10 protein-coding genes are annotated in these 13,576 nt (G+C 72.8%); 6 read left to right on the forward strand and 4 right to left on the reverse strand.

The annotated features are described in order from the left end of the window. Window positions 1-5: 5 nt before the first annotated feature. Window positions 6-1,949: a M13 family metallopeptidase gene (locus DAE25_RS11030; RefSeq protein ID WP_107766236.1), complete on the forward strand. Its 1,944-nt coding sequence runs from the start codon at window positions 6-8 to the stop codon at window positions 1,947-1,949. A gap of 1 nt (window position 1,950) precedes the next feature. Here DAE25_RS11030 and DAE25_RS11035 read toward each other — a convergent pair whose 3' ends face one another. Continuing rightward, window positions 1,951-2,943 (reverse strand): patatin-like phospholipase family protein, encoded by a 993-nt coding sequence (locus DAE25_RS11035; RefSeq protein WP_107766237.1) that lies wholly within the window; start codon window positions 2,941-2,943, stop codon window positions 1,951-1,953. A 125-nt stretch (window positions 2,944-3,068) separates the two neighbouring features. Here DAE25_RS11035 and DAE25_RS11040 point away from each other — a divergent pair, with 125 nt between their 5' ends. Genes DAE25_RS11040 through DAE25_RS11050 form a run of 3 tightly spaced genes read left to right on the forward strand, consistent with a single transcriptional unit; the run spans window position 3,069 to window position 6,481 of the window. Further along, window positions 3,069-3,530 (forward strand): universal stress protein, encoded by a 462-nt coding sequence (locus DAE25_RS11040; RefSeq protein ID WP_107766238.1) that lies wholly within the window; start codon window positions 3,069-3,071, stop codon window positions 3,528-3,530. A 43-nt stretch (window positions 3,531-3,573) separates the two neighbouring features. Then, window positions 3,574-4,350: a 2-phosphosulfolactate phosphatase gene (locus DAE25_RS11045; protein ID WP_234410977.1), complete on the forward strand. Its 777-nt coding sequence runs from the start codon at window positions 3,574-3,576 to the stop codon at window positions 4,348-4,350. Window positions 4,351-4,360: 10 nt separating this feature from the next. Then, entirely contained in the window at window positions 4,361-6,481 is a 2,121-nt protein-coding gene (locus DAE25_RS11050) for a RecQ family ATP-dependent DNA helicase (RefSeq protein WP_107766239.1), read from the forward strand. A gap of 85 nt (window positions 6,482-6,566) precedes the next feature. Here DAE25_RS11050 and DAE25_RS11055 read toward each other — a convergent pair whose 3' ends face one another. The 3 genes from DAE25_RS11055 to DAE25_RS11065 are packed head-to-tail and all read right to left on the reverse strand — an operon-like array spanning window position 6,567 to window position 9,868. Then, window positions 6,567-8,144: a DHA2 family efflux MFS transporter permease subunit gene (locus tag DAE25_RS11055; RefSeq protein ID WP_107766240.1), complete on the reverse strand. Its 1,578-nt coding sequence runs from the start codon at window positions 8,142-8,144 to the stop codon at window positions 6,567-6,569. A gap of 58 nt (window positions 8,145-8,202) precedes the next feature. Next, complete coding sequence (locus DAE25_RS11060; RefSeq protein WP_107766241.1) at window positions 8,203-9,378, reverse strand: dipeptidase; 1,176 nt, start codon at window positions 9,376-9,378, stop codon at window positions 8,203-8,205. A gap of 1 nt (window position 9,379) precedes the next feature. Further along, window positions 9,380-9,868, reverse strand: a complete 489-nt coding sequence (locus DAE25_RS11065; protein ID WP_107766242.1) for a glutathione peroxidase — start codon at window positions 9,866-9,868, stop codon at window positions 9,380-9,382. A 75-nt stretch (window positions 9,869-9,943) separates the two neighbouring features. Between DAE25_RS11065 and DAE25_RS23890 the strand changes: the two genes are divergently transcribed. Both DAE25_RS23890 and DAE25_RS11080 read left to right on the forward strand, forming a co-directional pair. Then, window positions 9,944-12,844 carry a DEAD/DEAH box helicase gene (locus tag DAE25_RS23890; RefSeq protein WP_234410978.1) on the forward strand — a complete coding sequence of 967 codons (2,901 nt, stop codon included), beginning with the start codon at window positions 9,944-9,946 and terminating at the stop codon, window positions 12,842-12,844. Then, window positions 12,841-13,554 (forward strand): SWIM zinc finger family protein, encoded by a 714-nt coding sequence (locus DAE25_RS11080; RefSeq protein ID WP_107766243.1) that lies wholly within the window; start codon window positions 12,841-12,843, stop codon window positions 13,552-13,554. Before DAE25_RS23890 ends, DAE25_RS11080 begins: the two co-directional genes overlap by 4 nt. The last annotated feature ends 22 nt before the right edge of the window (window positions 13,555-13,576 follow it).

Genomic DNA, 13,576 nt, shown 5'->3' on the forward strand with positions numbered 1-13,576 from the left:
GGTCCGTGAGCATCCTCGACGACGCCCGCCCGGGCATGAACCCTGACATCCGTCCCCAGGACGACCTGTTCGGCCACGTCAACGGGCGTTGGCTCGACGAGACCGAGATCCCCAGCGACCGGTCGAGCTGGGGCCCCTTCGTCCAGCTCGCCGACGTCGCCGAGCAGCAGGTGCGCGACATCATCACCTCGCTCGCCGAGACGCCGGCCGACGAGCTCGACGAGGAGGCCCGCAAGATCGGTGACCTCTACGCCTCGTTCATGGACGAGGAGGCGATCGACCGGCTCGGGACCCGCCCGATCCAGCCGCTGGTCAACGCCGTCGAGGGGCTGCGCGACGTGCGCGACCTGGCGGCGTTCCTCGGTGAGTTCGAGCGCATCGGCGGCGCCGGTCTCTTCGGGTCCTACATCGACACCGACGACCGCAACTCCGACCGCTACCTGTTCCACATCACCCAGGGCGGCCTGGGCCTGCCCGACGAGAGCTACTACCGCGACGACAAGTTCGCCGAGATCCGCGAGGCGTACGTCGGCTACCTCACCCGCCTGCTCGAGCTGGGCGGCCATGCTGATCCCGCCGCCGCGGCGCAGACGGTCCTCGACCTCGACACCCGCCTGGCCAAGGGGCACTGGGAGCGCGCCGAGACCCGCGACGTCCAGAAGACCTACAACCTGATGACCCTCGAGGAGCTCCAGGCGCTGGCGCCGGCCTTCGACTGGGAGGCCTACGCCACCAACCTCGGCGGCAGCGCCGAGACGATCGCCGAGTCGTGCGTCCGGCAGCCGTCCTACCTCGCGCACCTCTCCACGGTGCTCGAGGAGGTCGACATCGAGCAGTGGCGTCCGTGGCTGCTGTTCCACGTGCTGCGCTCCGCGGCGCCCTACCTGCCCGACGCCTTCGTGCAGACCAACTTCGACTTCTACGGCCGCACCCTCAACGGCACGCCCGAGCTGCGCGAGCGGTGGAAGCGTGGCGTCGCGCTGGTCGAGGGGGCCATCGGCGAGGCCGTCGGCCGGGTCTACGTCGACCGCCACTTCCCGCCGGAGTCCAAGGCGATGATGGACGACCTCGTGGCCAACCTGCTGCAGGCCTACCGCGTCTCCATCGAGGCGCTGGACTGGATGACCGAGGAGACCAAGCAGCGGGCCTACGACAAGCTCGACACCTTCCGGCCCAAGATCGGCTACCCGGAGAAGTTCCGCGACTACAGCAACCTGCGGGTCACCCCCGGTGACCTGATGGGCAACGTCGCCGCCTCCGCGGCGTACGAGACCGACCGCGAGCTCGCCAAGATCGGCTCGCCGGTCGACCGCGACGAGTGGTTCATGCTGCCGCAGACCGTCAACGCCTACTACAACCCCGGCACCAACGAGATCTGCTTCCCGGCGGGCATCCTCCAGAAGCCGTTCTTCAGCCCCGACGCCCACCCCGCGGAGAACTACGGCGGCATCGGCGCGGTGATCGGCCACGAGATCGGCCACGGCTTCGACGACCAGGGCGCGCAGTACGACGGCGCCGGCAACCTCAACGACTGGTGGACCGCCGACGACAAGGCCGCCTTCGAGGTCAAGTCCAAGGCCCTCATCGAGCAGTACGACGACTTCGAGCCGCGCGCGCTGCCGGGCGAGAAGGTCAACGGGGCCCTGACCGTCGGCGAGAACATCGGCGACCTCGGTGGGCTGACCATCGGCCACAAGGCGTTCGTGATCGCCGAGGGTGGCGAGGCGTCCGTCGAGGACCGCCGCAAGGTCTTCCTCAACTGGGCCTACGTCTGGCGCACCAAGCGGCGCAAGGAGCAGGAGCAGCAGTACCTCACGATCGACCCGCACTCGCCGCCGGAGTTCCGCGCCAACATCGTGCGCAACCTCGACGAGTTCCACGAGGTCTTCGAGACCTCGGACGGCGACGCCCTCTGGGTCGAGCCGGACCAGCGCGTCCGCATCTGGTGAGTCAGGCGGCTCCCCCCGCGACGAGGGGGGAGCCGTGCTCCCGGCGCCACGCGTCGAAGTCCCAGCGATCGAGGAACGCCGTCGCGGCCCCGACGCCGTTGTCGAAGAGCTCGCGCTTGGTCCCGGCCGAGAGCCGGAAGTCTGTCGAGCGCACCTCTCCGGTGTCGACGAAGACGGTGCGCGACACCACCGACGGGCGCTCCTCGACCACCCGGTCGTGGGCGTTGGTCATGGTGGCGACCAGGGCCCGGGCCAGCGCCATCGGGTCGTCGGCGTCGTACCAGCGCTCCTCCGACAGCGGGAGCCCCGCCGACAGCCGGATCCCGAGGGTCGGGTGGTCGGGCTCGTCGTCGAAGAGGCCGATCGGGAAGTTGGACAGCATCCCCCCGTCGGTGAGCACCAGCTCGGTGCGGCCGCCGGTCAGGGCCGGGTCGACCGGCAGGCGCCAGGGCCGGAAGAAGAACGGGATGGACGCGGAGGCACGGACCGCGTCGGCGACCGGCATGCCGTCCGGGGAGCAGCCGAGCAGGCGCTCGTAGTCCCACGGCAGGCGCAGCATCCGGCCGCGGGAGACGTCCGAGACGATGACGACGAGCCGGTAGCGGTGCTCGATCGGGGTCCGCGACGTGGTGCCGGGCAGGCGCAGGTCCCCCCAGGACCACACGCCTGCGTCGGCCAGCGTCTCCTGGATCCAGCGGTGCAGGCTCCGGCCGCGGTGGACGCCCTCACCGGTGAGCAGGTCGAGGCCGTTGCCGAGGGGGCCGAGGAGACGGCCGTAGGGCCCTTCATCGAGGAAGGTCGCGAAGTCCGTGTCGATGGTCAGCTCCTCCACCCGGTCCCCGAGGCCCGCGGCGACCAGCGAGGCCACGATGGCGCCCGCGGACGTGCCGGCCACCCGGTGGAAGTCGTAGTGGTCCGCGAGCACGTGCACCGCCCCCGCCAGGCCGGCACCCTTGACGCCCCCGCCCTCGAGGACCAGATCGCTCATGGACATGTGGTGCTCCCCTCGACCACGGCGCCCCCGTGACACCGGCTCACCAGGTAAAGAGACGCGCCGTCGGCCGGTGATACGGCATCGAGGCGATTCCCCGCACCCGCGGACGGGTCTACCCTCGGGCCATGGGAGCAGCGGTCAGCATCGATGGCGGGATCCTCGTGGGTCATGACGGGTCGAAATCCTCCAGCGAGGCGGTGACCTGGGCCGCGGGCCATGCCGCCCGGCTCGGGGTGCCCCTCCACGTGATGCGGGCCTGGGTGCTCACCAACGCCCCGCGGCCGAAGACGATGGAGCCCGGCTTCGTCCCGCCGGAGAAGGACTTCGAGGAGGCGGTGCTCGAGCAGCTTGCCCGCGACGTCGAGGCCCTGCACCTGCACCCGGACTGCACCGTCGAGCTCCACGCCGCCCACGGCCAGTCGTCGGCCAAGCTCCTCGAGGCCGCGGTCGGTGCCGAGATGCTCGTGGTCGGCCGGCGCGGCGCGGGCGGCTTCCGTGGGCTGCTGACCGGCTCGACGGCCGACCAGGTGGTGCGGCACTCGCCGTGCCCGGTCGTGGTCGTGCCGATCAAGAACCGCGGCGAGTGATGCTCCTGCGGCCGGCCTCGTCGGCGGGTTGTTGAATGGGCCGGTGATCAAGCCGGGGCACGACCAGGGCGCGTACGCCGTCCGCTGCGAGTGGGGACCCGTCGGCGCGGCCCTCGTCCCCGCGGACGTCGCGGTCGTCGTCGACGTGCTGTCCTTCACCACGACGGTGACCGTCGCGGTCGGGCAGGGCATCGAGGTTCTGCCGTTCGGCTGGCGCGACGAACGGGCCCGTGCGTACGCCGCGTCCCGCGACGCGCTGCTGGCGGTCGGTCGTCTCGAGGCGCGCGAGCAGGAGGGCAGCGTGAGCCTGTCGCCGGCGGCGATGACCGAGGTGACCGGTGTGGGCCGGATCGTGCTGCCGTCGCCCAACGGGTCGACCATCACCGTTGCCCTGGCCGGTACCGGGGCCCGGGTCGTGGCCGGGTCGCTGCGCAACGCCTCGGCGGTCGCCGCCCTCCTCGCGCCGCTGCTGCGCGACGGCGCGACGTGCGTCGTCGTACCGGCAGGGGAGCGGTGGCCCGACGGCACCCTGCGACCGTGCGTCGAGGACCTGTGGGGTGCGGGCGCGATCCTGTCCGGCCTGGTCGGTCTCGGGGTGGAGGGGCTGAGCCCGGAGGCCCGGGCCGCGACCCACGCCTGGTCCGGGGCGCGGTTGCCGACCGACCTCCACGACTGCGCCGGCGGGCGCGAGCTGGCGGCCGCCGGCTTCGCCGACGACGTGGTCGTCGCGGCCATGGTCGACGCCAGCGAGGTCGTCCCCGTGCTGGACGGGGAGGCCTTCACCGACGCGGGCCGAGCGGGTGTCGGAGCGCCCTGTTAGACATGGAGCCATGACCACTGCCACCGACGTCCGTGCCGATGCCGAGCGCCACCTCCGGGCGCTGGTGGGCCGCGACGACGCCGTCCTCCGCGAGGACCAGTGGTCGGCGATCGAGGCCCTCGCCGTCGACCGGCGCCGCGCGCTCGTGGTCCAGCGCACCGGGTGGGGCAAGTCGGCGGTCTACTTCGTGGCAACGCTCCTCCTGCGCTCGCAGGGGGCCGGCCCGACGGTGATCGTCTCGCCGCTGCTCGCCCTGATGCGCAACCAGATCGAGGCGGCCGAGCGGGCCGGCATCCGCGCGGTGACGATCAACTCCACCAACATCGAGCAGTGGCAGCCGATCAACGACGCGATCAACGCCGGCGAGGTCGACGTGCTGCTGGTCAGCCCCGAGCGGCTCAACAACCCCGGCTTCCGTGACGAGGTGCTGCCCCGACTGGCGGCCACGTCGGGGCTGCTCGTGGTCGACGAGGCGCACTGCATCTCCGACTGGGGCCACGACTTCCGTCCCGACTACCGCCGGATCCGCACCCTCCTCGGCGACCTGCCCGAGGGGATCCCGGTGCTCGCCACGACCGCGACCGCCAACGCCCGGGTGACCGCCGACGTCGCCGAGCAGCTCGGGGGCGGGCTCGACCCGGCCGCCGACGAGCGCTCCGGCGTGCTCGTGCTGCGCGGCTCCCTCGACCGCGAGTCGCTGCGCCTGGGGGTGCTGCGGCTGCGCACGGCCGAGCAGCGGCTGGCCTGGCTGGCCGACCACCTCTCCGAGCAGCCCGGCTCCGGCATCGTCTACTGCCTGACCGTCGCCGCCACCCAGGAGGTCGCGGCCTACCTGCGCGAGCGCGGGCACGAGGTGGCGGCCTACTCAGGCCAGACCGACCCGACCGAGCGCCAGGCCCTGGAGGCCGACCTGGTCGGCGGCCGGGTCAAGGCCCTCATCGCCACCTCGGCGCTGGGCATGGGGTTCGACGCGTCGCTGGGCTTCGTCATCAACCTCGGGGCTCCCCAGTCCCCGGTCGCCTACTACCAGCAGGTCGGTCGCGCCGGCCGTGGCACCTCCGAGGCCAGTGTCGTGCTGCTGCCCCAGCTCGAGGACCGCGACATCTGGGCCTACTTCGCCGGACTGTCGTTCCCGCCCGAGCAGCTCGTCCGGCAGACCATCGACGTGCTCGCCCGGTCCGACCGGCCGCTGTCCACCGCGACCCTCGAGTCCTACGTCGAGCTCGGCCGCAACCGCCTCGAGGCGATGCTCAAGGTGCTCGACGTCGACGGCGCCGTCCGGCGCGTGCAGGGCGGGTGGGAGGCGACCGGTCGCGAGTGGGTCTACGACGCCGAGCGCTACGACCGGGTGCGCGCCGCCCGCGAGCGCGAGCAGGCTGCGATGCTGGCCTACCTCGACAGCGACGTGTGCCGGATGCGCTACCTGCGCGAGCAGCTCGACGACCCCGACGCCGTCGACTGCGGGCGCTGCGACAACTGCGGCGGCCTCTCGCTGACCACCACGGTGTCCGACGAGGCCGTCGCCTCCGCCAGTGCCCGGCTCTCACGCCCCGGGGTGGCGATCGAGCCCCGCAAGATGTGGCCCACCGCGCTGGCCAACCTGGGCCTCGGCCTCAAGGGCAAGATCGGCAGCGGCCCCTCCGAGGGCCGTGCCATCGCCCGGCTCACCGACCTCGGTCATGGGCAGGCCCTGCGCGAGCTCTTCGCCGAGGGCGTTCCCGACGGTCCCGTGCCGCCGTCGCTGGCCGCCGGCCTGATGACGGTGATGAAGGACTGGTCGGGCGAGTGGGCCGAGCGGCCCGTCGCGATCGTGCACGTCGAGTCCGCCACCCGGCCCCAGCTCGTCGCCGACCTCGCCGCCGGCCTGAGCCGGGTCATGCAGCTCCCCGTCGTCGGCACCTGGGCGATCGCCGACCCCTCGGTCGCGCCCGGTCGGGGAGCCACCAACTCCGCGCAGCGCGTCGCCGCGGTCACCCGGCGCTACGAGCTGCGCGCCGACGTGCCCTCCGGCCCGGTGCTGCTCGTCGACGACCTCGTCGTCACCGGCTGGACCCTCACCGTCGCCGCCGTCGCGCTCCGGGAGGCCGGTGCCTCGGCAGTGCTGCCCGTCGCGCTCGGCACCCAGGCCTGAGCGCCGCCCGTCGCGGGGCGGCCGGGTCCGTCCGACGCCGCGGTCGCTGATGGCGGGCGCGGGCGTCGTACGTCAGCGTGGGGGGTCAGTGACCCATCATCGCCGCGGGGTCGGCCGGGGTGACCTTCGTGCGCGGCAGGAAGGCGGCCGGGATGAGGCAGCAGGCGACGAGGATGGTCGCGACGACGAACACCGTGGCGAAGGAGTCGGCCAGCGCGACCTGGCCCTGCGCCACCACGGCCGTGAACTGGTCGATCGGCAGGCCGAGCTGCTCCGCGAGGGCGGCCAGCGCCGACGGATCGCCCTCGGCGGACCGGGCCGCGAGGTAGACCGGGGCCGTGTCGCTGCCCTTGATCTCGTTGGTGAGGATCACCGAGAACAGCGCGGTGCCCATCGACGCCGCGACCTGCTGGGTGATGTTGAGCAGCGTCGAGCCCCGGGCCACGTTGTGCGCGGTCAGCGTCGCGAGCGCCGCGGTCATGATCGGCATCATGGTGCCGCCCATGCCGAGGCCCATGATGAACAGCGCGCCGAGCATGTAGGGGTAGGACGTGTCGGCACCGATCTGGGTGAACATGGCCATGCCGATCGTGATCACGGTGATGCCGGTGAGCACGATCTTGCCGGGGCCGATGCGGTCGGCCAGGATCCCGGCGATGGGCATGGTGATCATGGCGCCGATGCCCTGCGGGGCGAGCAGCAGGCCGGCGCCGAGGGCGTCCTCGCCGCGGACCTGGATGAAGTAGAGCGGGAAGAGCAGCGAGGCGCCGAAGAACGCGATCGCGAACAGCATCATCGCGATCACCGCCACGGTCATGTTGCGGTTCTTGAACAGGCGCAGCTCGACCAGCGGGTGCAGGTTGCGGCGGTTGAGCGCCCACGGCACGAAGGCCACGATGAGCGCGAGGCCGAGGACCATCGGGGCCCAGACCTCGCTGGCGGCGGCCGTGCCGTGCTCGGGGATGGAGCTGACGCCGTAGAGGAACAGGGCGAGACCGGGCGACAGCAGCAGCATGCCCAGCCAGTCGAAGGTCTCCGACGGCTCGACCTCGTCCTTCGGCAGGACGACCCACGCGTAGGCGATCGCGGCGATGCCGATGGGCAGGTTGATCAGGAAGATCCAGTGCCACGAGGCGCTGTCGATCAGGGCGCCGCCGATGATCGGGCCGAAGATCGGGCCGAGGAGCATCGGGATGCCGAGCACGGCCATCACGCGACCGACGCGCTCGGGGCCGGCGGCGCGGGTCAGGATCGTCATGCCGAGCGGCATCAGCATGCCGCCGCCGAGGCCCTGGAGGACGCGGAAGAGGACCAGCATCTCGAGGCTGGTGGCCGCGGCACAGAGCACCGAGCCGGCGGTGAAGAGCAGCACGGCCAGCAGGTAGAGCCGCTTGGTGCCGAAGCGGTCGGCCGCCCAGCCGGTCAGGGGGATGACGCTGGCCAGGGCCAGCGTGTAGCCGGTCATGGTCCAGGCGACCTCGGCCGCGGTGGCGTCGAACTCGCGCTGGAAGGTCTCGAGCGCGACGGACACGACCGTGATGTCGAGGATGGACATGATCGCGCCGAGCACGACGACGCCCGCCACCAGGAGGACGTTCTTGTCGAGCTTGTCCGAGTCGCCCGCCGGTGTCCCGGCGGGGTGCTGCTGGATGTCTGTGGTCACCGGAGAATGGTGACAGTTGCCACCGACAACCACCCAGTCCTGACGGCTGTGGTCTGCCTCACCTCACGGGGTGGTCGAGGTCCTCGATCCGGGCCAGGCTCGGCCCGCGCAGTCGCTGGATCTCCCGGGCCCCCGCCTCGACGGACCGCATCACCCGCAGCACGTTGCGGCAGGTGAGCCGGGCGAGGTCGTCGGCCGACCAGCCGCGGTCGGCCAGCGCGGAGAGCAGTGCCGGGTAGCCCGTGACGTCCTCGAGGCCGGTGGGCAGCACCTCGACGCCGTCGTAGTCGCCGCCCAGCCCGACGTGGTCGATCCCGGCGACCTCGCGCACGTGCTCGCAGTGCGCGACGACGTCGGAGAGGTCCGCGACGGGCTCCGGGCGGGCGGCGCGGTAGGCCGCGTAGAACGGCGAGAAACGGGCGTTGTCGGCCTCGGCGATCCCCTCCGCGGCCGCGGCCTCCACGGCACCGCGGTGCCAGTCGGCGCACGCCTGGTTCACGAACTTGGGGACGAAGGTCACCATGCAGACCCCGCCCTGGTCACGCAGCGACTCCAGCACGTCGTCGGGCGCGTTGCGGGGGCTGTCGGTCACCGCCCGCGCGGAGCTGTGGCTGAAGATCGCCGGCACCTCGGCCACGGCGAGGGCGTCGCGCATCGTGCCGGCCGAGACGTGGGACAGGTCAACCATCATGCCGATCCGGTTCATCTCCCGGACCACCTCGCGGCCGAAGGCGGTCAGTCCGCCCGCGACCGGGCGGTCGGTGGCCGAGTCGGCCCACGGGGTGTTCGCGTTGTGGGTGAGCGTCAGGTACTGCACCCCGAGCGCGTGCAGCTGGCGCAGGGTCCCGAGCGAGGAGTTGATGGAGTGCCCGCCCTCGGCGCCCATCAGCGAGGCGATCCGCCCGTCCGCCCAGGCCGCCTCGACCTCGTCGGCGGTCCGCGCCGGCGCCAGCCGGTCGGCGTACCGGGCGGTGAGGGCGTACGCCGCGTCGACCTGCTCCAGCGTCGCGCTCACCGCGTGGTCACCGGTCAGCCGGGTCGGGACGTAGACCGACCAGAACTGGGCGCCCACCCCGCCGGCGGCCAGCCGCGGCAGGTCGGTGTGGGTCGGGGTGCCGCCGACGCCGACGTCGAGGGCGTCCCAGTCGTAGCGGGTCTCCTCGCGGGCGGTCCAGAGGAGGTCGTTGTGCCCGTCGACGACGGGGTGCTGGGCGAGCAGCGCGGGGAGGTCCACCTCAGTCGAGGAGCGACTCGATGCGACCGACCAGCTGCGGGTCCTGCGGCTCCACGGTCGGGTTGAAGCGAGCGACCACCGTGCCGTCGCCGTCGATGAGGAACTTCTCGAAGTTCCACTGCACGTCGCCGGCCTGCCCCTTGTCGTCGGGCGTCCCGACGAGCTCCCGGTAGACCTCGTGGCGGTCCTCGCCGTTGACCTCGACCTTCTCGCTCATCGGGAAGCTGACGCCGTACGTCGCCGAGCAGAACTCCGCGATCTCCTCCGAGCTGCCGGGCTCCTGGCCGCCGAACTGGTTGCACGGCAGGCCGACGACGGTGAAGCCGCGGTGGCCGTACTTCTCCTGGAGCTCCTCCAGTCCGTTGTACTGCGGGGTCAGCCCGCACTTGCTGGCGACGTTGACGAGCAGGGCGGGGCGTCCGCCCGTGAGGTCGCGCAGGGTGCCGGGCGTGCCGTCGAGGCGGGCGAGGGGTGCGTCGAGGATGCTCATGGGTACGACGCTAGCGGCTGGCCGTGTGCACCTCGCCGCGGTGGGGTGTCGGTGTCGCGCGTTAGGTTGCGAGGCGTGAGCTTCGTCCCGGTCAGCGGTCCCGCCACCTTCCGGGCGGGCGAGCAGCCCCGCGACGGGACGGTGGAGTTCACCGACGAGCGCCGCACGGTCAGTCTCCCGATGCGCGGGGCGCTCCCGGTGCTGACCCGGGCCCACTCTCAGCCCGACGTGCACCCGAGCGTCGCCCTGCTCAGCGGGGCCGCGCTGCTCGGCATGCGACTGGTCGCGGCCGGCCGCTTCGCCCCGGACGAGACGGGCACCCGCTGGCAGGTGTCCGGGCTGGACGCCTCCGACGAGGACCGCATCGCCCGGCTGGCCCAGGCCCGGGCCCGCGAGGGCCTCGACGTCGACACCGCCGAGGGCATCGTCCGCGCGGTGCTCGAGGCCGTCGCCGACGCCATGCCGCGCGCCGCTCCGCTGGCCACCCGTCGCAGTCCCGCCCGGTCCGCCACGGCGTCGCCGGCCCCACCCCGGGTCGACCCCGACTTCACCCGCCGGCTCGAGGAGCGGATCGCCCGGGCCCGCTCGCGCGGCAACGACGACCGGCCCCAGCTGGTCAACATCGCGCTGCGGGTGGAGGCCGAAGAGGAGGAGCTGGTCGCGGGCGCCGTCCGCCTCGTGCTCCAGGTCGTCGCCGCCGACAACGCCGCCCACGTCGCCGACGCGGCCCTGCTGTGGACCGAGGCCGACGAGCCGGGCAGCAGCCACGGATTCGGGGACCGGGCCCGCACCCACGCCTCCATCGCCCTGCGCGCCGCCGCGGAGGCCTGGCCGGTGCTCGACCGGCTGCTGGAGCTGCGGGTGCCCGACCAGATCACCCTCGACAGCGACGAGCTGCTGAGCCTGCTCGACGAAGGAGTCCTCGCGCTCGACACGATCGGGGTGCAGGTGCTGTGGCCGCGCTACCTCGACCGTGACGTGACCTCGCGGGTGGTGCTCTCCGGTCCGCCGGCGAGCCGCGAGGAGCCCCTCCAGACGGGGCTGTTCGGTCCGGACGCGCTCTTCGGGTTCTCCTGGCAGCTGGCGCTGCACGGCGAGGCGTTGAGCGACCAGGAGATGGACGACCTGGCGACGGCGGCCACGCCGATCATCAAGATCCGCGACAACTGGACCATCGTCGACTCCGCCGTGCTCAAGCGGGCCCGCAAGCGCCTCATCAAGCGGGTGGCACCCGCGGCCGCGCTCGCCGCGACGCTGACCGAGGTCGTCCAGGTCGAGGACGTCGAGCACCAGGCCGTCGTCGGGGCGTCGTTGCTGAAGGTGCGCGACCAGCTGCGCACCGCGGCCGTGCGCGAGCCGATCGAGGTGCCGGCGGGGCTGGCGGCGACGCTGCGCGACTACCAGCGGCACGGCTTCTCGTGGCTGGCCGAGCTCACCTCGCTCGGGCTGGGTGCCTGCCTCGCCGACGACATGGGGCTGGGCAAGACGGTGCAGGTCATCGCGCTGCACCTGCACCGGCACGAGGGGGAGGGTTTCGAGGCTCGCTCCGCTCGCACCTCAACCACCGAGGAGCCCGCTCGCACCTCAACCACCGAAGAGCCCGCTCGCACCTCAACCACCGAAGAGCCCGCTCGCACCTCGACCACCGAGGCTGCAGGGCCGACGCTCGTCGTGTGCCCGGCGTCGCTGCTGGGCAACTGGGAGGCCGAGATCCGGCGGTTCGCCCCCGGCGTACCCGTCCGGCGCCTCCACGGTGCCGGTCGCACGCTGGACGGGCTGGTCTCGGACCCGGACGACCTCCTCGCCCCGCTGGAGGGGACCGCAGTGGGCGACCCGGGGTTCGTGCTGACGACCTACGGCACGATGCGCAACGACGCCGAGCAGCTCGCCGCGGTGCCCTGGGGGCTGGTCGTGGCCGACGAGGCCCAGCACGTCAAGAACGCCCAGTCCTCGACCGCGCGCGCGATGCGCACCATCCCGAGCGCGGCCCGGGTCGCGCTGACCGGCACCCCCGTCGAGAACAACCTCACCGAGCTGTGGGCGATCCTCGACTGGGCGATCCCGGGGCTCCTGGGCAGCCGCAACGCCTTCCGCAAGGTGTGGGCCGCCCCCATCGAGTCCGGGCTCGAGCCGACCAAGGCGCGACAGTTCGTCGACCTGATCGGGCCGTTCCTGCTCCGCCGCCGCAAGTCCGACCCGGGCATCGCCCCCGAGCTGCCGGCCAAGACCGAGACCGACCACCTCATCGGCCTGACCCGCGAGCAGGTCGTCCTCTACGAGACCTACGTGCGCGACTGCATGCGCCGCATCGAGGAGGCCGACGAGGACACCCGTCGCGGCCTGGTGCTCAAGCTGCTCACCGGGCTCAAGCAGATCTGCAACCACCCGGCCCACTTCCTCAAGCAGTCCAACCCGCGCCTGTCGGGCCGCTCGGAAAAGCTCGACCTCCTCGACGAGCTGATCGGCACGGTCCTCGCCGAGGGCGGGGCGGCGCTGGTCTTCACGCAGTACGTCGCGATGGCGCGGCTGCTGGAGCGCCACCTGTCCCGGGCAGGGGTGCCCCACCAGTTCCTGCACGGCGGCACGACCGTCGCCGAGCGGGAGGCGATGGTGGCGCGCTTCCAGGCCGGCGAGGTGCCGGTCTTCCTGCTGTCGCTCAAGGCCGGCGGCACCGGCCTCAACCTCACCCAGGCCGACCACGTCATCCACGTCGACCGCTGGTGGAACCCCGCCGTCGAGGAGCAGGCCACCGACCGGGCCTACCGGATCGGCCAGACCCGGCCGGTGCAGGTGCACCGGTTCGTCACCCAGGGCACGATCGAGGAGAAGATCGCCGAGCTCCTCTCCCGCAAGCGCGCGCTGGCCGACACGGTCCTGGGTCGCGGCGAGGCCGGGCTCACCGAGCTGAGCAACGCCGAGCTCCGCGACCTGGTGGAGCTGCGCGACCCGGGCTCGGGTGGCGTGGAGTCGCCGTGACCGGCGCGCACACCGTCACCCACCCGCGGATCCCGCCGCGCCGCGGCGCGGGTGCCGGCACGTGGTGGAGCAAGGCGTGGGGCCGGGCGGTCGAGGAGTCGGCCTTCGGGGTCGCCGAGCTGCGCCGCGGCCGGGCCCTGGCCCGGGCGGGCGAGGTGGGCGCCATCGCGGTCGACACCGGGTCGGCCATCGCGGCGGTCAAGGACGGCGACGACGCCCGGACGGTCACGATCAGCGTGCCGCCCCTGGACGACCGCGACGCGGCGACCTTCGTCGAGCTGGTCGGTGCCGAGTCCGGACGGATCGCCGCGCTGCTCGCCGGACAGCTGCCGCACGCCCTGGTCGAGGCCTGTGAGGAGGCGGGCATCGAGCTGCTGCCGTACGGCGGGGAGCTGGGCTCCACCTGCACGTGCGACTCATGGCTCGACCCGTGCCCGCACGCGCTGGCCGTGCTCACGCAGGTCGGCTGGCTGCTCCAGGAGGATCCGTTCGTGCTGCTCCAGCTGCGGGGGCTGTCCCGGGAGGCGGTGCTGGCCGGGTTGCACGAGCTGACGGTCGGCCCCGGCGGTGGCGGGGTCGGCGGGGTCGGCGAGGGCGCGGACCCGCGGACCGACGACCTCGCGGTGGCCGAGGACGCCGCGCTGCGAGCGGCCCGGATGCTGAGCGCGCTGGAGGCCGACCCGGAGGTCGACCTGACGCGTTGGTGGTGAGGCGTCGTCGGTGCCGGGCTGG

Origin of the sequence: Nocardioides terrigena, assembly GCF_003047265.1 — a bacterium.
GTDB classification, from domain to species: Bacteria; Actinomycetota; Actinomycetes; order Propionibacteriales; family Nocardioidaceae; genus Nocardioides; species Nocardioides terrigena.